Source organism: Salipiger sp. D13 (assembly GCF_003703915.1).
Classification (GTDB): domain Bacteria; phylum Pseudomonadota; class Alphaproteobacteria; order Rhodobacterales; family Rhodobacteraceae; genus Salipiger; species Salipiger profundus.
The window spans coordinates 1-19,975 of record NZ_ML112606.1; the positions used below are offsets into that span (position 1 = coordinate 1).

Below are 19,975 nucleotides of genomic sequence, written 5' to 3' on the forward strand. Positions count from 1 at the left end.
CGCATGGGCACCGCCGAGGTGGAATCGGCGCTGGTGGCGCACTCCAAGGTCGCCGAGGCCGCGGTGGTGGGCTACCCGCACCCGGTGAAGGGCCAGGGCATCTACTGCTACGTCACCCTGATGAACGACATCGAACCCTCGGACGAGCTGGTCAAGGAACTGCGCGCCTGGGTCCGCACCGAGATCGGCCCCATCGCCTCGCCCGACCTCATCCAGTGGGCCCCGGGCCTGCCCAAGACCCGCTCGGGCAAGATCATGCGCCGCATCCTGCGCAAGATCGCCGAGAACGACTACGGCGCACTCGGCGACACCTCGACCCTCGCCGACCCATCCGTCGTCGACGACCTCATCGAAAACCGCGCGAACAAGGGGTGAGGGCCATGGACGGACAGACCATGACAACCGCCCCCGTGCTCATCCTTCTCGGCCCTCCGGGGGCCGGGAAAGGCACGCAGGCACGGATGCTCGAGACCAGGTTCGGCCTCGTGCAGCTCTCGACCGGAGACCTGCTGCGGACGGCGGTCGCCCAGGGCACGGAGGCCGGACAGCAGGCCAAGGCCGTGATGGACGCCGGCGGGCTCGTCAGCGACGACATCGTCATCGCCACCCTGCGCGACCGGCTGGCCGAACCCGACTGCGCGCGCGGCGTCATCCTGGACGGCTTCCCGCGCACCACGGTGCAGGCGCAGGCGCTCGACGCGCTGCTCGCCGAGACCGGCCAGAAGATCGACGCCGCGATCAGCCTCGAGGTGGACGACGCCGCGATGGTCGAGCGGATCTCGGGCCGCTACACCTGCGCGGCCTGCGGCGAGGGCTATCACGACAGCTTCAAGCGGCCGGCACAACCGGGCATCTGCGACACCTGCGGCGGCACCGAGATGAAGCGCCGCGCTGACGACAAGGCCGAGACCGTGGCCAGCCGGCTCGAGGCGTATCACGCCCAGACCGCGCCGCTCATCGGCTACTACGAGGAGAAGGGCGCGCTTTCGCGGATCAACGCGATGGGCGCCATCGACAACATCGCCGCCGATCTCGGCGCGATCGTGGAGGACGCGACCGCCCGCTGAGGGTCGTCGCGGGGCCGCCTCCGCAACGGGAGCGGCCCGTATCATACAAGGAGAGGAGGGACCCGCCATGGCGGACCAGACATCGAGTGGGGCGGCCTACTGGAAGGCCAACCTGCGCATCATCATCATCAGTCTCATCATCTGGGCACTCGTCAGCTTCGGCTTCGGCATCCTGCTGCGCCCGATGCTCTCGGGCATCAGCGTGGGCGGCACCGACCTTGGCTTCTGGTTCGCGCAGCAGGGCAGCATCCTGGTCTTCCTGGTGCTGATCTTCTTCTACGCCTTCCGGATGAACAAGCTCGATAAAGAATTCGGCGTGGACGAGGAGTAACGCGTCATGGATCAGTTCACCATCAACCTGCTGTTCGTGGGCGCGTCCTTCGCGCTCTACATCGGCATCGCCATCTGGGCCCGCGCGGGCTCGACCTCGGAATTCTACGCCGCCGGACGCGGCGTGCACCCGGTCACCAACGGCATGGCAACCGCCGCCGACTGGATGTCGGCCGCGTCCTTCATCTCGATGGCCGGCCTCATCGCCTTTGTCGGCTACGACAACTCGAGCTTCCTGATGGGCTGGACCGGCGGCTACGTGCTGCTTGCCCTTCTGCTCGCGCCCTACCTGCGCAAGTTCGGCAAGTTCACCGTGTCCGAGTTCATCGGCGACCGCTTCTACAGCCCGACCGCGCGTCTCGTGGCCGTGATCTGCCTGATCATCGCGTCGACCACCTACGTGATCGGCCAAATGACCGGCGTCGGCGTGGCCTTCGGCCGCTTCCTCGAGGTGGACAGCACCACCGGCCTGCTGATCGGCGCCGTGATCGTCTTCGCCTACGCGGTGTTCGGCGGCATGAAGGGCGTGACCTACACGCAGGTCGCGCAGTACTGCGTGCTGATCCTCGCCTACACCATCCCGGCGATCTTCATCTCGCTGCAGCTCACCGGCAACCCGATCCCGGCGCTGGGACTCTTCGGAGACACCTCGTCGGGCGAGCCGCTGCTGGCGACGCTCGACCAGATCGTCCGCGATCTCGGCTTCAGCGAGTATACCGCGCACAACGGCGACACCTTCAACATGGTGCTCTTCACCCTGTCGCTGATGATCGGTACCGCCGGCCTGCCGCACGTCATCATGCGCTTCTTCACCGTGCCGCGCGTGGCAGACGCCCGCTGGTCGGCTGGCTGGGCGCTGGTGTTCATCGCCCTGCTCTACCTGACCGCCCCGGCGGTTGGCGCAATGGCGCGCCTCAACATCACCCAGCAGTTCTGGCCGGAAGGTGTCGAGGGTCAGGCCGTGGCGCTCGAGCAGATCGAGAGCGATCCGACCTACGACTGGATGCAGACCTGGCAGCAGACCGGCCTTCTGGGCTGGGAAGACAAGAACGGCGACGGCCGCATCCAGTACTACAACGATGCCTCCGACGCGATGGCCGAGCGCGCCGCCGCCGAGGGCTGGGAAGGCAACGAGCTCACCAACTTCAACCGTGACATCCTCGTGCTGGCCAACCCGGAAATCGCCAACCTGCCGGGCTGGGTGATCGGTCTTGTCGCCGCCGGTGGCCTTGCCGCCGCGCTGTCGACCGCCGCGGGCCTGCTGCTCGCGATCTCGTCGGCGGTGAGCCACGACCTCATCAAGGGGCAGTTCAACCCCGGCATCTCGGAAAAGGGCGAGCTGCTGTCGGCCCGTATCGCCATGGCGGTGGCCATCGCGGTGGCGACCTACCTCGGGATGAACCCGCCGGGCTTCGCGGCGCAGACCGTGGCGCTGGCCTTCGGACTTGCGGCGGCGTCGATCTTCCCGGTGCTGATGATGGGTATCTTCACCAAGGTGAACAACAAGGGCGCCGTGGCCGGCATGGTCACCGGCCTGGTGGTCACCCTGCTCTACATCTTCCTGCACAAGGGCTGGTTCTTCATCCCGGACACCAACTCCTTCACCGACGCCGATCCGCTGCTCGGCACGATCAAGTCGACCTCGTTCGGCGCGGTGGGTGCGATCATCAACTTCGCGGTGGCCTTCACCGTCTCGAAGATGACGACCCCGATCCCGCAGGAGATCAGCGACCTGGTGGAATCGGTCCGCGTGCCGCGCGGCGCCGGTGCCGCGCAGGATCACTAAGACCGGACCGGGCCGCGTTTCGGTGGCCCGTCCCCTCCCCTTTTGTCCCGTCCCGGGTTAGACCGGGGCGGGATTTTCAGTTTCACCCGTCCGCCGAGACCGGAGGCCGCCCATGCCCATCGCGCCCGAAGAGCTGCACCGCTTCCTGAGCGGAATCCATCCCTACGATGCGCTCGACACTGACGCGCTCGAGGCGCTGGTGCCGCAGTTCGTGCAGCGCCGCCTTCCCGCGGACGAGCCGATCTACGCCTTCGGTCACCCGCTCGAGGGGCTTTACCTCGTGCATTCGGGACAGGTCGAGATCCGCGACGAGAACGAGGTCGTGGTCTCGCTGCTCGGTCCCCGCAATTCCTTCGGCGAGCGTGGGCTTGCGCGCGACGGCATCGCGGCCACCTCGGCCCGGACGGTCGAGGAAACGCTGCTGCTGATGCTGCCCGCCTATGCCTTCGACGCGCTGGTCCGTGAGCATCCGGCGGCGCGGCGCTTCTTCGACCGCTCGCGCGCGGCGCGGCCCCGCAAGAGCGACCTTGCGCATTCCCGGGTCGAGACGCTGATGGCCCCCGATCCGCTCACGCTGCCCGCCAGCGCCACCGTGCAGGAGGCGGCACGGGCGATGGCCGAGCGGCACGTCTCCTCGGTCTGCATCACCGACGGTCCGACTTTGAAGGGCATCCTCACGCTCCGCGATGTGTCCGGCAAGGTCGTGGGGCGCGGCCTGCCCTTCGACACCAAGGTCGCGGAAGTGATGACCGCCGATCCGCTGACCCTGCCGCCCTCGGCCATCGGCTCGGACGTGCTGCACATGATGATGGAGCGCCATATCGGGCATGTTCCGGTCAGCGAGGGCGGCCGGCTCGTCGGCATGGTGACCCAGACCGACCTCACCCGGTTCCAGGCGGTGAGCTCCGCCGAGCTGGTGGCCGAGATCGCCCGCGCAACCACCCCCGAGGACATGGCTCGCGTGACCGCGCGCATCCCGCAGCTGCTGGTGCAGCTCGTCGCGGGCGGCAACCGGCACGAGGTCGTCACGCGGCTGATCACCGACATCACCGACACCGTGACCCGCCGCCTGCTGGCGCTCGCCGAGGAACGGCTCGGGGCGGCGCCGGTGCCCTACCTCTGGCTCGCCTGCGGCAGTCAGGGCCGGCAGGAACAGACCGGCATCTCGGACCAAGACAACTGCCTGTTCCTCGACAACGCCGCCACCGCCGACGACATGGCCTATTTCCGGGACATGGCCGCCTTCGTCAGCGACGGGCTCGACCGTGCGGGCTACTACTTCTGCCCCGGCGACATGATGGCGACCAACCCCAAGTGGTGCCAGCCGGTCGGCACGTGGCGGCAGTATTTCACCGCCTGGATCGCCAAGCCGGACCCGATGGCGCAGATGCTGGCCTCGGTCATGTTCGACCTGCGACCCATCGGCGGCACCAAGGCGCTCTACGAGGACCTGCAGGGTGAAACGCTCGAGGCGGCATCGAAGAACTCGATCTTCGTGTCGCACATGATCGCGAATTCGCTGAAGCACACTCCGCCGCTTGGGCTGCTGCGCGGCTTTGCCACGATCCGCTCGGGCGAGCACAAGAACACGGTCGATCTCAAGCACAACGGCGTCGTGCCGGTGGTCGATCTTGCCCGCGTCTACGCGCTGCAGGGACAGCTGGTCGAGGTCAACACCCGCGCCCGGCTCGAGGCGGCGGTGACGGCCGGCAAGCTCTCGGCCTCGGGCGGGCAGGATCTGCTCGACGCCTACGACCTGATCGCGGAAACTCGGCTCGAACATCAGGCCGCCCGGATCAAGGCCGGCGAGGCGCCCGACAACTACCTCGCGCCGTCGAGCCTGTCGGATTTTGAGCGAAGTCATCTGCGCGATGCCTTCGTGGTGATAAAATCGCTGCAATCGGCTGTGGGGCACGGGCGCAGCATGCTGGGCTAGGCCCGGCAAAGGGAGGAGGAACGATGTTTCTGGAACTGATCGCGGTGTTCGTCGCGGGGTTCGCCGGTGCCGGCGCCATCCTGCTGCTCAACAAGGTGATGGGCGGCCGCCTGCCGCGCTGGCTGATGCCGGTGGGCGCGGGGCTGGCGATGCTGGCGGCGACGATCTCGAACGAATACGGCTGGTACCCGCGCACCGCGCGCGCCCTGCCCGACGGCGTCAGCGTCGCCTCGACGCATGATTCAAGCGTCTTCTACCGGCCGTGGACCTACGTGGTGCCGATGGTCGACCGCTTCATCGCCGTCGACCACGAGACCCGCCAGCCCAACAGCGACACCGAGGGGCTCTATCTCGCCGACCTCTACTTCTTCGCCCGCTGGCAGCCGGTGCAGTCGGTCGAGATGATGGTCGACTGCGTCAACCATCGCCGCGCCGATCCGGCGGGCGGCGATGGCGGCGCACCGGTCTGGCGCGACGTGGGCGCCGACGACCCGATCGTCGCTGCCGTCTGCACGGAGCCGGGGGCCACCTCATGACGAAGCTCGGGCTGCGCCTGCGGGTCTTCCTGTTCTTCCTTCTGCTCGGTCTCGGAGGCACGGCAGCGGTGATGGTGGCGCTCTGGCTCGGCCATGCCCGCGCCGTCGAGACCACCGTGGCCAACGGCTTCGTCTTCGCCGCCATCATCGCGGCGCTCGCGCTCATGGGCCTCAGCGCGGCGGTCTGGCTGCTCTTCGACGAGAATGTCGCCAAGCCCATCGAGAAGATCGCCGCCGAGATGCGGGTGCGCGCCCACGCCGGCGTCGCGCGCGAGGTCGACCTGCACGCGGCGCGCTACCTTGGCGATCTCGCCCCCGCGGCGCAGGCGGTCTCGGCCCGGCTGGGCGACGGCGCGATGGAGACCGCCGAACGCGTCGCGCTCGAGACCGAGCGGCTGGCGCGCGAGACCGAACGGCTGACCGCGCTGCTCACCGAGATCCCGGTGGCGATGATCCTCGTGAACCGGCGCGGCCAGATCGTGCTCTACGACGGACAGGCGGCCGAGGTGCTGTCGCAGCTTCATGTCCCGCGCCTCAACGCGCCGCTCACCGATTTCTTCCAGGCCGCCGGGCTCGATGCCGCCGTGCGCCGGATGCACAAGACCGGCCGCGAGGTGAGCTTCACCGCCGAAGGTGTCGATGGCGCCCAGAGCTACGATGCGCGGCTGAAACCGATGGACGGCGGCGGCTACATGATGGTGATCGACGGTGCCGAAACCCACATGGCGCCCGATGCCGAGCGGCCGCTGGTCTACGACTTCGACCTGCTCACCCGCGACGTGCCGGACTGTGTCGAGGACGCGCACCTCTCGGCGCTGACCTTCACCGTTTTCGACACCGAGACCACCGGGCTTCTGCCGCACAAGGACGAGGTCGTTCAGATCGGCGCGGTGCGGGTGCTGAACGGACGCATCGTGCCGGGCGAGGTGATGGACCAGCTGGTCGATCCGGGCATTCCGATCCCGGCCTCCTCGACACGGGTGCACCGGGTATCCGACACGATGGTCGCGGGCCAGCCGGCGATCGACGTGGCCGGGCGCCGCTTTCACGCCTTCGCGCGGGGATCGGTGATCGTAGCGCACAACGCGCCTTTCGACATGGCCTTCCTGCGCCGCCACCAGTCACGCATGGGCGTGAGCTGGGACAATCCGATCCTCGACACGGTGCTGCTGTCGGCGGTGCTTTTCGGGGCGAGCCAGACCCACACGCTCGACGCGCTCTGCGAGCGGCTGGGCGTCGAGATCCCGGTGCAGCTGCGCCACACGGCACTGGGTGACGCCCATGCCACCGCGCAGGTGCTGATCCGGATGCTGCCGATGCTCGAGGCGCGCGGCATGACCACCTTCGGCGCGGTGCTCGAGGAAACCCGCAAGCATGGCCGCCTGCTGGAAGACCTCAACTGACCCCGACACGAAAAGGGCCACCCGCTTCGTGGTGGCCCGTCGTCCCTTAGAGGTCCCGGCGCGCCCGTCCGGGCCTACAGCACCGAGGTCAGCGCCGCGTCGAGCTTGTCAACGAGCTCGCCCACCTGGTCCTCGGTCAGGATGAAGGGCGGCGCGAGCAGCACGTGGTCGCCGCGCTGCCCGTCGATGGTCCCGCCCATCGGGTAGCAGATCAGCCCCTCGGCAAAGGCCGCCTTTTTAAGCTTGCCTGCCACACCCCGGGACGGATCGAAGGGCGCCTTGGTCGCGCGATCCTCGACCAGTTCGAGCCCGAGGAACAGCCCGCGCCCGCGGATGTCGCCCACGTTCGGATGCTGGCCGAAACGCTCGTGCAGCGCCGCGCGGAGCATCTCGCCCGTCGGGGCCACCCGGTCGAGCAGTCGGTCGCTCACCAGCCGGTCAAGCACCGCGTTCGCGCCAGCGCAGGAGGTCGGATGCCCGAGATAGGTGTGGCCGTGCTGGAAGAAGCCCGAGCCGTTCTCGATCGCTGCGTAAATGTCAGACGAGCAGAGCATCGCCCCGATCGGCGCGTAGCCCGCGCCAAGCCCCTTGGCGATGGCGCAGATGTCGGGCGACACGCCGTCCTGCTCGCAGGCGAAGAGCGTGCCGGTGCGCCCCATGCCGCACATGACCTCGTCGAGGATGAGCAGGATGCCGTGGCGGTCGCAGATCTCGCGCACCCGCCGGAAGTAGCCCGGCACCGCCGGGACCGCGCCTGCGGTCGCGCCCACCACCGGCTCGGCCACGAAGGCCATGACGGTCTCGGGGCCCAGCTCCTCGATCTTCGCCTCGAGCTCGGCCGCAAGCCGTTCGCCATAGGTCTCCTCGGTCTCGCCCGGCTCCATGCCGCGATAGGCGTAGCAGGGAGAGACGTGATGCACGTCGATCAGCAGCGGCGCGAAGGGCTCACGGCGCCAGATGTTGCCGCCCGTCGACAGCGCCCCCAGCGTGTTGCCATGGTAGCTCTGCCGCCGCGCGATGATGTTGCGGCGCTCCGGCGCGCCGGTCTCGAGGTGGTACTGCCGCGCCAGCTTCAGCGCGGATTCCATCGCCTCGGAGCCGCCGGCCACCACGTAGACCCGGTCGAGCCCCTCGGGCGCAAGTTCGATCAGCCGGTCAGCCAGCCGCTCGGCGGGCTCGGACGTGAAGAAGCCGGTATGCGCGAATGCCACCTGGTCGAGCTGCGCCTTCATCGCCGCGATCACCGTCGCGTCGCCATGCCCGAGACAGGACACAGCCGCGCCTCCCGATCCGTCGAGATAGGCCTTGCCGTTGGTATCGTAGAGATAGGCGCCTTCGCCACGTGCCACCATCGGCGGCAGGGACTTCGTGTGACGCGGGAAAATGTGCGACATCGATCCGGATCCTGTAGCGTTTCACGACGATGCGTCGCCCGATGCTCCGGGGTGTTGTCATCCTCGTGATGTTCAGGGCAGTATCATTATCATAAATTCAATCAAGATCTCAGGGAGAACGATCTGATGAAAAAGACACTCTTTGGCGCGATCCTGTCCGGCGCCATGGTCGCCGGCGTCGGCGCCAGTGCACAGGACCAGCAATTCATCTCCATCGGCACCGGCGGCGTGACCGGCGTGTACTACCCCACCGGTGGCGCGATCTGCCGTCTCGTGAACCGCGAGCGTCGCGACCACGGCATCCGCTGCGCCGTGGAATCGACCGGCGGCTCGGTCTACAACATCAACACCATCAAGGCCGGCGAGCTCGAGTTCGGCGTGGCCCAGTCCGACTGGCAGTACCACGCCTACAACGGCACCTCGCAGTTCTCGGACAACCCGTTCCCCGAGCTTCGCGCGGTGTTCTCGGTGCACCCCGAGCCCTTCACCCTGCTCGCCCGTGCGGACGCAGGCGTCGAGAAGTTCGAGGACATCGCCGGCAAGCGCGTGAACGTGGGCAACCCGGGCTCCGGCCAGCGCGCCACGATGGAAGTCGTGATGGAAGCCTTCGGCATCACCATGGACGACCTCGCGCTCGCGACCGAGTACAAGGGCTCGGAAATGGCGCAACAGCTCTGCGACGGCAACATCGACGCGATGATCTACACCGTGGGTCACCCGGCCGCCGCGATCCAGGAAGCCACCACCACCTGTGACGTCGAGCTGGTCGACGTGGTGGGCGAGCCCATCGACACGCTGGTCGACGAGAACCCCTACTACCGCGTCGCGACCATCCCCGGCGGCATGTATGCCGGCAACGACGAGGACACCACGACCTTCGGCGTCGGCGCGACCTTCGTGACCTCCACCGAGGTCCCCGAAGACGTGGTCTACGTGGTCGCCAAGGCGGTGATGGAGAACATCGACGACTTCCGCCAGCTGCACCCGGCCTTCGCCAACCTCGACCCGGCCGAAATGGTCAAGGACGGCCTCTCGGCACCGCTGCACCCGGGTGCCGACAAAGCCTACAAGGAACTCGGCCTGATCGAGTAAGGGCAACGCCCCACCTGCCGCGCGGCCTTCGGGCCGCGTGGCGCAAACCTCGGGCTGCGCGTGAAGACCCACGCGCATCTCGCGGATCATAAAAACAATTCATGACAACAGAGGGACGATGGCGATGGTGGATCAACCGTCTACGGAGCGCACGGCCGACGACATGGTGGCCGAGGCCGATACCGGCGCGCGCAATCCGAGCAACTGGCAGGGACGGCTGATCATCGGCACCTGTATCGCGTGGTCGCTCTTCCAGCTCTACATCGCCTCGCGGGTGCCCGGCATGGTGGCAGAGGCCACCGGCATGAGCATCTTCGCGAACATCGTGGCGCAGGCCCGCTACGTGCACCTCGCCTTCGCGCTGGCGCTTGCCACCATGGCGTTTCCGCTGACCTCCGGCGCACCCCGCGACCGCATCCCGGCCTATGACTGGGCGCTGCTGGTGCTCGGGGTCTCGGCCTGCCTCTACCTCGTCGTCTTCCGCTTCGAGATCGCCGGCCGACCCGGCCTCTGGACCACCACAGACATTACCATGTCGGCCATCGGCATGGTCTGCCTTCTGATCGCAGTCTACCGCTCACTGGGGATGCCGCTCGTCATCATCGCCTGCATCTTCGTGGCCTTCGCCTTCTTCGGCGGCTACTCGGAATGGGCGCGCAACATCACCAACTACGGCGGCTCCTCGCTGCACAAGGCGCTCGGCCACTACTGGATGCAGACCGAGGGCGTCTTCGGCGTGGCGCTCGGCGTCTCCACGACGATGATCTTCCTCTTCGTGCTGTTCGGCGCCCTGCTCGACCGTGCCGGCGGCGGCAACTGGTTCATCCAGGTCGCCATCGCGCTGCTCGGCGCGCTGCGCGGCGGCCCGGCCAAGGCGGCGGTGCTGTCGTCGATGATGACCGGCATGATCTCGGGCTCGTCCATCGCCAACACGGTGACCACCGGCACCTTCACCATCCCGCTGATGAAGCGCATCGGCTTCCCGGCCGAGAAGGCCGGGGCGGTCGAGGTCGCAAGCTCGACCAACGGCCAGCTGACCCCGCCCGTCATGGGCGCCGCAGCCTTCCTGATGGTGGAATACGTCAACATCCCCTACATCGACGTGGTCAAGCACGCCTTCCTGCCGGCCGTGATCTCCTACATCGCGCTGCTCTACATCGTGCACCTCGAGAGCCTGAAGATGGGGCTCAGGGGGCTCGAGAAGCCCGGTCGCCGCATCGGCGTGCTGATGATCCTCATCCTGTTCCTGTCGGGCTTCATCCTGCTCGGCGTGCTCACCTTCCTGATGATCGGCCTGCGCACGCTGCTCGAGCCCGTGATGGGCAATTCGGTCTACGCCGCCGTGGCGCTGGTCGCGGTGCTCTATGTCGTGCTGGTGAAGATTTCGGCGGGCTTCCCCGAGATCAAGGAGGACAAGGACACCGACGCCCCGCCCACCGCGCCGCGGCTCACGCCCACGCTGATCGGCGGGCTATACTTCGCGATCCCGATCTTCATCCTCGTGTGGAACCTGATGGTCCGCACCGACACGCTCGACCGGCTGTCGCCCGCACTGTCCGCCTTCTGGGCGACCTTCTTCATGATCGTCATCGCGCTCACCCATCGCCCGCTCAAGGCAATGTTCCGCGGCCACGATGTCGGGACCGAAGCCCGTGCGGGCTGGACCGACTTCGTGCAGGGGCTGATCCTCGGCGCGCGCAACATGATCGGCATCGGTGTCGCCACCGGCGCGGCGGGCATCATCGTCGGCACCATCAGCCTCACCGGCGCGCACCAGGTCATCGGCACGGTGATCGAGGTGATCTCGGGCGGCAATCTCATGGTTCTGCTGATCCTCGTTGCGGTGCTGTCGCTGATCCTCGGGATGGGTCTGCCGACCACGGCGAACTACATCGTGGTCTCGAGCCTGATGGCTCCCGTGATCCTGAGCGTCGGCGCGCAGGCGGGGCTCGTGGTGCCGCTGATCGCGGTGCACATGTTCGTCTTCTACTTCGGCATCCTCGCGGACGACACGCCACCGGTGGGCCTCGCGGCCTATGCCGCCGCGGCGATCTCGCGCGGCGATCCGATCAAGACCGGTCTGCAGGGCTTCGGCTACGACATCCGGACCGCGCTGCTGCCGTTCCTGTTCATCTTCAACACCGACCTGCTGCTCATCGACGTGACCTTCCTGCACGCGGTGTTCATCTTCTTCGTGGCGCTTCTGGCGATGCTGCTCTTCGCCGCCGCGACGCAGGGGTATTTCATCGCCAAGTCGCGGATCTGGGAAAGTGTCGTCCTGCTGTTCATCGCCTTCATGCTGTTCCGGCCGGGCTTCTTCCTGGACATGGTCGAGGAACCCTACACCACCGCGTCCGGCCCTGCGGCGCTCGAGCTGATGGCCGAGGCACCCGAGGGCTCGGAGCTGCGGGTGAACATCGAGGGGCCGGACTTCGACACCTTCGAGATGCGGCCCACCACCATCGTCATTCCCGCCGTCGCGGGCGATGCCGAGGCGACGCTGTCGGAGCAGGGCCTTACGGTCATGCCCGAGGGCGAGCAGCTGCTGCTTGAAGAGCCCTTCCCCGGCACACCGTACTTCGACCAGATCGGCACGGAATACGACTACTATGCCGATCAGCCGGTGGTGATCTCCTCGGTCGAGGTCGCCCGCGACCGGATCGCCAAGGAGTGGTTCTTCATTCCGGCGCTCATCCTGCTGGCGGGGATCGTGATGATCCAGCGTCCGCGTGCCAAGCAACCGGCCTTCTAGGGAGGAGAGGCGATGTTCAAGACCATCCTGCTGGCAGTCGACATGAACGACATGCCGGAATCGGGCCACGTGGCCGACGCCGCGGTGCACATGGCGGAATGCACCGGCGCGCGGCTGCACATCATCAACGTCATCCCCGGCTCGGGGATGGCGATGGTGGGCTCCTACCTCGGCGCCGAACAGGCCAACGCCATCAAGCACGAGGCGGCGCAACGGCTCGAGGCATGGGCCACCAAGGCGATCCCGACCGGGCTGCTCGACGGGCTGCACGTCACGCAGGGCACCATCTACCACGAGATCATCAAGGCCGCGCAGGACGTCGCGGCCGATGCCATCGTGGTCGGTGCACACCGCCCGGCGCTGCGCGATTACCTCGTCGGGCCGAACGCCGCGCGGGTGGTGCGCCATGCACCGCAGTCCGTCATCGTGATCCGCTAGACGCGGACGACCGGACGGCCCCGACATGCAGATCCTCGACGCGACCGAAGCCGACCTGCCCGGCATTCTCGACATTTACAACGACGCGGTGCGGAACAGCACCGCGATCTGGAACGAGACGCTCGTCGATCTCGAAAACCGCCGCGCGTGGTGGCAGGGCCGCGTGGCGCAGGGCTACCCGGTTCTGGTCACCCGCGAGGACGACGGCACGGTGCTGGCCTACGCGAGCTTCGGCGACTGGCGCGCCTTCGAGGGCTTCCGTCTCACGGTCGAGCATTCGATCTACGTGCGCGACGGCCAGCGCGGGCGCGGCATCGCCTCGCAGCTGCTGCCGGCGCTCATCGGCCGTGCCCGCGCGATCGGCAAGCACGTGATGGTCGCCGGGATCGAGAGCGGCAACGCGGCCTCGATCCAGCTTCACACGCGCAACGGCTTCCGCATCACCGGAGAGATGCCACAGGTGGGCGTCAAGTTCGGCAACTGGCTGGACCTGACCTTCATGCAGCTCACGCTCGACACACGGAGCGCCCCCGAGGCCGATCCCTAGCGCGCAGCCCGTGCCCGGACTACGCTCTTCGTGTTACCATCGCGCCTCGGCGCACAGAAAGTTTCAGATCATGGACGATATTTCACGCAGACGCATCGCCGTCACCTCGAGCCACTGGGGCGCCTTCGAGGTCGAGACCGAGGGCGACCGCATCACCGCCACCCGGCCCTTTGCCGCGGACCCCAACCCGCCGTCGATCCCCGCGATCATCCCCGCCGCCGTGCATCATCACACGCGCGTGGCGCGCCCGGCGATCCGGCGCGGCTGGCTCGATCACCGAGGCGGCGGCGGACGCGGCAGCGACGACTTCGTCGAGCTTCCGTGGGACGAGGCGCTCGACATCGCTGCGGCGGAGATCGCGCGCATCCGCGACACGCATGGCAACACGTCGATCTTCGGCGGCTCCTACGGCTGGTCCTCGGCAGGTCGGTTCCACCATGCCCAGAGCCAGGTGCACCGCTTCCTCAATTCCATCGGCGGCTACGTCGCCTCGTTCGGGAGCTATTCCACCGGCTGCGCGCAGGCGATCATGCCGCATGTGTTCGGGATGAACTTCCTAGAACAGATCTACCACGCGCAGGACAGCTGGCAGACCATCGCCGACCACACCGAGACGCTGGTCATGTTCGGAGGCATCAACCCGAAGAACGCGCAGGTGAGCATGGGCGGCATCACCGAGCACGGCACCGCCTCGTGGTTCGACCGTTTCGCCGAAAAGGGCATGCGCCGCATCAACATCGGCCCGCAACGCACCGACGCGCCCGGCGGCTGCGAATGGATGCCGCTGCGCCCGGCGACGGATACCGCGCTGATGCTGGCGCTGGCCCATGTGCTCGAGACCGAAGGTCTGACGGATCACGCGTTCCTCGACCGCTACACCACCGGCTTCACCCGCTTCCGCCCCTACCTCATGGGCGAGACCGACGGCCAGCCGAAGTCGCCCGACTGGGCGGCGCCGATCTGCGGCCTCGACCCCGAGACCATCCGCGCCCTCGCCCGCCGCATGGCGGGCACCCGCACGCTCATCACCGTCGCATGGTCGCTGCAACGCGCCGAGCACGGCGAGCAGCCCTACTGGATGTCGGCGGTGCTGGCGGCGATGCTCGGCCAGATCGGCCTGCCCGGCGGCGGCGTGGGCTACGGCTACGGCGCCATCGGCGGCGTCGGCAAGGGGCTGCGGCGGCTGCGTGGCATGACGCTCGACCAGTTCGCCAACCCGGTCCGCGAGGTCATCCCGGTCGCCCGCATCGCCGACATGCTGCTCAACCCCGGGCAGGATTACGACTTCAACGGCAAACGCGGGCCCTACCCCGACATCCGGCTGATCTACTGGGCCGGCGGCAACCCGTTCCACCATCATCAGGATCTCAACCGCCTGCACGAGGCGTGGCAGCGTCCCGAAACGATCATCGTCAACGAGCCGTGGTGGACACCCACCGCCAAGCGCGCCGACATCGTCTTTCCCGCGACCACGCCCTACGAGCGCGAGGACATCGGCCGCAGCGATCTTGACGAGTATCTCTACAACATGCCGCAGCTGATCCCGCCGGTGGGAGAGGCGCGCGACGACTACGACATCTTCGCCGGCCTCGCCGCGCGCATCGGTGCCGAGGAGCGCTTCACCGAGGGGCGCGACAGCGCGACATGGCTGCGCGAACTTTACGCGGGCTACCGCGAGCGCGCGGCGGCGCAGGGCGTCGAGGTGCCCGACTTCGAGGAGCTTAGAGCGCGCAACTGGGTGCGCCTGCCGGTCGAACAGGAGGGGCCGCAAGCCACCTTCCTCAGCCGCCTCCGTGACGATCCCGAGGGGGCGCCGCTCGCCACGCCCTCGGGACGGATCGAGATCTTTTCAGAGACCATCGAGGGGTTCGGCTACGACGACTGCCCCGGTCATCCGGTCTGGCTGCCGCCTTCCGAATGGCTCGGTGCCGCAAGCAATGCGGCACCGCTGCACCTCGTCTCGCCGCAGCCCGGCGACAAGCTGCACAGCCAGCTCGAACCCGCGCTGGCCGACGTGCCCGGCGCGCGGCCCGTGGCGCTGGCGATCCATCCCTCGGACGCCGCCGCACGCGCCATCGCGGAGGGCGCCATCGTGAGGGTCCACAACGCGCGCGGCGCCTGCCTCGCGCGGGCGGCGCTCACCGACGACATCACCCCCGGTGTCGTCGCCCTGCCCACCGGCGCCTGGTATGGCGACGCGGGCGAGAACGTCGACCCGCACGGCAATCCCAACGTCCTGACCCCCGACATAGGCACCTCGAAGCTCGGCCAAGGCAGCAGCGCGCATACCGCGCTGGTGCAGGTAAGCCTCAACGAGGGCTAAAGGGCAGCGCGGAACTCCCTCGGCGCGAACAGCCGGCCCGGCCCCTCCGAGGCGATGCCGGCCGCGTCGAGCATCGCCCAGAAGAGCACCTGGTTGGAGCTGAGCACCGGCTTGCCGAGATGCGCCTCGATGCGCTCGATGACCGGAACGGCGGGCAGCGCGGTGCAGGAGAGAAAGATCGCCTCGGCCTCGGGGTGGTCGGCCTCGAGCGCGGCGGCGATCACCGTGTCGCCCGAGAGCATTCCCATGTCGCGGTCGTCCTCGTGTCCCATAGACGACCGCGCCACCACATCGATCCCGAGCCCGACAAAATGGTCGGCCACGAGGTTCGTCGTCTCGTCCATGTAGGGGGTCAGCAGCGAGATCCGCGTGACGTCGAGCGCCCGGAACGCTCGCATCGCCGCGCCTACCGGCGTCGTGAGCGGCGCGCGGTTGCCGACCATCGCGTCGATCTCGTCGCCCAGAACCGCCGCCGCCGAGGTGCAGCCGAAGAGCAACCCCTCGAGCTGCACCCCCGGCACGATCAGTTCGGCCGCTGCACGCAGGCGCGGACCGGTGCGGCGCAGGTTCTCGGGCGTGGTCGGGTTCTCGAAGATGATGCGCGTCACATGCAGTTGGGTGCCCGGAGGCATCAGCCGCGCCGCGTCGCCCTCGATGGTCAGGTCGGTCGCCAGCGCGATCAGCCCGAACCTCCGGATATGATCCCGCCGCAACCGCCGCCCGCTCAGATCACGAGGACCGGGACGGAGGACAGGCTCGTCACCTTGTGACTCACCGAGCCCAGCATGTAGCCCTCCGCCGAGCCGAGGCCGCGCGCCCCGACGATGATCAGGTCGCAGCCCTTTTCCTTGGCAAAGCCGACGATGGTCCGCGCCGAGGGGCCTCCCTTGATGAAGGCGTTGACCTTGCCGACGCCCAGCTCCTTCGCGTGGGCCTTGGCCTCCTCGGCGGCCTCGCGCGACACGGTGCGCATGATGTCGTCAAGGTTGGCGTTGCTGTCCATGCTGCCCCGGACCATCGAAAGCGATGCCTCGAGGATCGAATGATGCCGGTAGACGGTCAGCACCACCAACTCGGAACCGCAGAGCTTCGAGAGCTCCGCGGCCTTTTCGAGTGCATGCCAGGCACCGGTGGAGCCGTCGTAGGCAATCAGGATCTTCTTGAACATCGCGTCATCCCCCTCATTTCGCGAAAGCCAGGTCACGCAGGAACAGCGCGATCTGCGGGAAAAAGATGAGAAGCACCGCGACGCCGACGAGCATGAAGATGAAGGGCGGCGTGCCCTTCACGACCTCGGCGTAGGGGCGTTTGAACACGGCGATGGCGGTGAAGATGTCGCAGCCGAAGGGCGGCGTGGCCGAGCCGATGGCGACTTGAAGCGTGATGATCGTGCCCACCAGCACCGGGTCGAGACCCACCGATTGCACCACCGGCGCGAAGATCGGCACGAAGATCAGGATCACCACGATCGGGTCGACGAACATGCAGCCCACGAAGAAGGCGATGGAGATGGTGAAGAGCACGCCATACTGCCCCATCTCGTCGATGCCGATGGCGCCGAGCACCTGCTGCGGGATCTGCGCGAAGCTGATGACGTAGGAGAACGCCGCCCCTGCCCCCACGAGGATGAAGACGACCGCGGTGATCAACCCCGTCGACTTGGCGGTGGCGTAGAGCTGTTTGAGGTTCATTTCGCGGAAGATGACCATCTCGAGCAGCAGCGCGTAGAGCACGCAGGCGGCCGCGGCCTCGGTCGGCGAGAAGATCCCGCCGTAGATGCCGCCGACGATGATGACCGGGAACCCCAGCGGCCAGAGCGCGCGACGGATCGCGGTGCCCCGTTCTCCCCAGGTCGATTTCGGTTCGATCGGCACGTTGTTCCGCTTGGCATAGATGTAGGAGTAGATCGAGAACAGCACGAGGATCAGCACCCCCGGCCCGATGCCGGCGATGAAGAGCTCGGAAATCGAGGTGCCGGAGACCACGCCGTAGATGATCATGCCGATCGAAGGCGGGATCAGGAAGGCGATGTCCGAACTGTTGACGATCAGCGCGAGCACGAAGCTGTCCTTGTAGCCGGCTTTCAGCATCCGGGGACGCAGCGGGCCGCCCACGGCGACCACGGTCGCCTGTGTCGAGCCGGAGACCGCCCCGAAAAGCGTGCAGGCCGTAGCGGTCGAGACCGCGAGCCCGCCCTTGAGATGGCCCACGAAGGACATCACCAGGTCGATCAGCCGGCTGGCCGACTGGCCACGGGTCATGATGTCGGCGGCGAAGATGAACATCGGCACGGCGATGAGGCTTGCCGGGCGAATGCCGGCAAGGATCTGCTGCACCATCGTGTCGAGTTGCCCGAGCCCGCCGAAGAGCCCGATGAAGCCGATGAGCGACCCGGCGATGAGCGGGATCATCATCGGGAAGCCCATAAGCAGAAGCACGATCATGGTGCCGAAAATGGCGAGGCTCATGGCTCAGACCTCCTCTTCGCCGGTGTCGTCGTAGCCTTCCAGCGTCGAGGTGGAGAGCCAGATGTCTTTTTGAAGCAGGTTCTTGAGCGCGGTCAGCGTGTACTGGAGCCCGGTCAGGAAGAACCCGAGCGGCGCCCAGACGATGATGTACCAGACAGGGATCTGCAGCGCCGGCAACAGGCGCCCGCGCGAGGCCTGGTTCATCACGTATTCGACCGAGTACCACGTCAGCAGGAACATCGCCGCCGCCGTCACCGCGGCGATCAGCACCATCAGCGCCTTGCGCGGCTTCGGCGGAAGCGCATCGAAGATCGCCGACATGCGGATGTGGCGCCCGTGGCGCGCGGCGTAGGAGATGCCGGCGAATGTGATCAGGATGATCAGCGCCTGGTTCAGCTCCTCGGAAAAGAAGAGGCTCTGCCCGAGCACGTAGCGCATCACCACGTTGGCCATGGTGTTGAGCGCCATCAGCAGCACCCCGATGGCCAGCAGGATCGCCTCGATGCGGGCGATGGCCACGTCGATCACGCCGAGAAAGCCCGGAAGGCCGGAGACATACTGGGAATCATCGATGTCGTCACCATCGACCGCCGGGGCCTGCGCGTCTGCCAGCACGTCCGGATCGGTTGCAGGCGCGCGTTTTTCATCAGGCTTCATGGGCGCTGTCCTTGATGTAGACGGAAATCACTTGTTTTTTTTCTGATCGGTCCGGGCCGCCGGTCATGGCGGCGGCCCGGCCGAAACGCGGCTGCGACCCTGGTCGCAGCGAGACGTGGATCAGCTCTCGGAGGCCGCCGCCTCGAGGTCCGCCTTCATCTGGTCGAGGATTTCCTGCGCCTGATCGCCACCGATCTCGAGGAACTCCTGCTCGACCGATTCCGCCGTGTCCATGAAGGGCTGGCGCTCTTCCTCGCTGAGGTCGGTGATCGTCATGGAGGGCTTGGCCTCCTTGATCTTCTCGAGCGATTCCTCGGTCAGGCCGTCCTGGTAGTCGATGATGTAGTCGAAGGCCACGCTGATCGCGTCGTCGATCATCGTCTGCTCTTCTTCCGAGAGCCCCTCGTAGAACTCCTGGTTGGCCATCACCGCGGTGGTGAAGTTGTTGTGGCCGGCGCGGGTGATGTAGTCGGTCACCTCGTACATCTTTGTGGACTCGATGAAGAACGCCGGGTTCTCCTGGCCCTGGATGATGCCGGTCTGCAGCGCGCCGTAGACCTCGCCCCACGGCAGCGGCGTCGGCGTCGCGCCGAAGGCCTTGTAGCTTTCCACCAGCAGCGGGTTGGTCATCACGCGGAACTTGACCTCGTCAAGATCGGCGGGCCCCTCGACCGGCTCGGTCGTGGTCATCATGACCTCGCCCTCGGGGAACATGGTCAGCAGCTCGAGCCCCTGCTCCGCGTAGAGCGGCGGGAACATCTCGTTGATCGCCTTGGAGTTCTTGAAGAAGCTCGCCAGCGTCGCGGTGTCCTGCGGCAGCAGGTACGGCACGAAGAACACCTGCGCCTCGGGGATCAGCGCGCCGGTGAAGCCCGGCGACTGGTCGACGAACTGCAGGATGCCCGACTGGGCCTGCTCCATGATGTCGGCGGACTCGCCGAGCGTGCCGAACGGGAAGAGCTGGATCTCGTGGTCCGAGTTCGCCTCGACCTCTTCCTTGAACTTCTGTGCGAACTTGCCCTGCACCTCGTCCATCGCCTCTTCGAAGGCGTAGCGCCAGGTGTCGGCCGAAGCTGCGCCTGCGCTCAGCAGAAGTGCGATGGCCGTGCTTGCAAGAATGGGTTTGCGGGTCATTGTCGTCTCCCTGTTACCGGGCCCCGCCGGGGCAAAATCGCTGCGGCGGGCCTTTTCCATGCGACAGAAGCTGGCTCTGTCGGGACGTGGGTCAAGCTTCTGGTCCAAGCGC

17 protein-coding genes and 1 pseudogene are annotated in these 19,975 nt (G+C 67.2%); 12 read left to right on the forward strand and 6 right to left on the reverse strand.

Translation table 11 applies throughout. The features are described 5' to 3' along the window. From D6860_RS16590 to D6860_RS16620, 7 genes and pseudogenes are all read left to right on the forward strand, one after another. Positions 1-375, forward strand: a pseudogene (locus D6860_RS16590) (acetyl-coenzyme A synthetase); the annotation flags it as partial. Positions 376-380: 5 nt separating this feature from the next. Beyond that, positions 381-1,067 (forward strand): adenylate kinase, encoded by a 687-nt coding sequence (locus tag D6860_RS16595; RefSeq protein ID WP_076624954.1) that lies wholly within the window; start codon positions 381-383, stop codon positions 1,065-1,067. Positions 1,068-1,134: 67 nt separating this feature from the next. Next, the gene (locus tag D6860_RS16600) at positions 1,135-1,398 is read left to right on the forward strand and encodes a DUF4212 domain-containing protein (RefSeq protein WP_017468731.1); all 264 of its coding nucleotides are present in this window, start codon (positions 1,135-1,137) and stop codon (positions 1,396-1,398) included. A 6-nt stretch (positions 1,399-1,404) separates the two neighbouring features. Next, the gene (locus D6860_RS16605) at positions 1,405-3,183 is read left to right on the forward strand and encodes a sodium:solute symporter family protein (RefSeq protein WP_076624955.1); all 1,779 of its coding nucleotides are present in this window, start codon (positions 1,405-1,407) and stop codon (positions 3,181-3,183) included. Positions 3,184-3,295: 112 nt separating this feature from the next. Next, positions 3,296-5,119, forward strand: a complete 1,824-nt coding sequence (locus D6860_RS16610) for a putative nucleotidyltransferase substrate binding domain-containing protein (protein ID WP_076624956.1) — start codon at positions 3,296-3,298, stop codon at positions 5,117-5,119. A gap of 23 nt (positions 5,120-5,142) precedes the next feature. Beyond that, entirely contained in the window at positions 5,143-5,655 is a 513-nt protein-coding gene (locus D6860_RS16615) for a hypothetical protein (RefSeq protein WP_076624957.1), read from the forward strand. After that, positions 5,652-7,058 (forward strand): 3'-5' exonuclease, encoded by a 1,407-nt coding sequence (locus D6860_RS16620; RefSeq protein ID WP_076624958.1) that lies wholly within the window; start codon positions 5,652-5,654, stop codon positions 7,056-7,058. The genes D6860_RS16615 and D6860_RS16620 overlap by 4 nt, the downstream gene beginning before the upstream one ends. A gap of 74 nt (positions 7,059-7,132) precedes the next feature. Here D6860_RS16620 and D6860_RS16625 read toward each other — a convergent pair whose 3' ends face one another. After that, complete coding sequence (locus D6860_RS16625; protein ID WP_076624959.1) at positions 7,133-8,452, reverse strand: aspartate aminotransferase family protein; 1,320 nt, start codon at positions 8,450-8,452, stop codon at positions 7,133-7,135. A gap of 126 nt (positions 8,453-8,578) precedes the next feature. On the opposite strand from D6860_RS16625, the gene D6860_RS16630 reads away from it, so the two are divergent. The 5 genes from D6860_RS16630 to D6860_RS16650 all read left to right on the forward strand — a co-directional run bounded on the left by D6860_RS16630 (position 8,579) and on the right by D6860_RS16650 (position 15,604). After that, a complete protein-coding gene (locus D6860_RS16630) occupies positions 8,579-9,544 on the forward strand; it encodes a TAXI family TRAP transporter solute-binding subunit (protein WP_076624960.1) in 966 nt (321 codons plus the stop codon). Between the two features lie 124 nt (positions 9,545-9,668). Beyond that, entirely contained in the window at positions 9,669-12,296 is a 2,628-nt protein-coding gene (locus tag D6860_RS16635) for a TRAP transporter permease (RefSeq protein ID WP_076625464.1), read from the forward strand. A gap of 12 nt (positions 12,297-12,308) precedes the next feature. Continuing rightward, positions 12,309-12,734, forward strand: a complete 426-nt coding sequence (locus tag D6860_RS16640) for a universal stress protein (protein WP_076624961.1) — start codon at positions 12,309-12,311, stop codon at positions 12,732-12,734. Positions 12,735-12,759: 25 nt separating this feature from the next. Beyond that, the gene (locus D6860_RS16645; protein ID WP_076624962.1) at positions 12,760-13,281 is read left to right on the forward strand and encodes a GNAT family N-acetyltransferase; all 522 of its coding nucleotides are present in this window, start codon (positions 12,760-12,762) and stop codon (positions 13,279-13,281) included. Positions 13,282-13,351: 70 nt separating this feature from the next. Next, positions 13,352-15,604 carry a molybdopterin-dependent oxidoreductase gene (locus D6860_RS16650; protein WP_076624963.1) on the forward strand — a complete coding sequence of 751 codons (2,253 nt, stop codon included), beginning with the start codon at positions 13,352-13,354 and terminating at the stop codon, positions 15,602-15,604. Here D6860_RS16650 and D6860_RS16655 read toward each other — a convergent pair. The 5 genes from D6860_RS16655 to dctP form a co-directional block, all read right to left on the reverse strand. After that, positions 15,601-16,317 (reverse strand): maleate cis-trans isomerase family protein, encoded by a 717-nt coding sequence (locus tag D6860_RS16655; protein WP_083697896.1) that lies wholly within the window; start codon positions 16,315-16,317, stop codon positions 15,601-15,603. The two genes, D6860_RS16650 and D6860_RS16655, sit on opposite strands and share 4 nt — an antisense overlap. Positions 16,318-16,328: 11 nt before the next feature. After that, on the reverse strand, positions 16,329-16,772 hold the full coding sequence (locus tag D6860_RS16660) for a universal stress protein (RefSeq protein ID WP_017468269.1): 444 nt from the start codon (positions 16,770-16,772) through the stop codon (positions 16,329-16,331). Between the two features lie 13 nt (positions 16,773-16,785). Further along, a complete protein-coding gene (locus tag D6860_RS16665; RefSeq protein WP_076624965.1) occupies positions 16,786-18,072 on the reverse strand; it encodes a TRAP transporter large permease in 1,287 nt (428 codons plus the stop codon). Positions 18,073-18,075: 3 nt separating this feature from the next. Further along, complete coding sequence (locus tag D6860_RS16670; protein WP_083697897.1) at positions 18,076-18,729, reverse strand: TRAP transporter small permease; 654 nt, start codon at positions 18,727-18,729, stop codon at positions 18,076-18,078. 120 nt (positions 18,730-18,849) lie between these two features. Further along, on the reverse strand, positions 18,850-19,863 hold the full coding sequence (gene dctP, locus D6860_RS16675) for a TRAP transporter substrate-binding protein (protein ID WP_017467817.1): 1,014 nt from the start codon (positions 19,861-19,863) through the stop codon (positions 18,850-18,852). Positions 19,864-19,975: the final 112 nt, after the last annotated feature.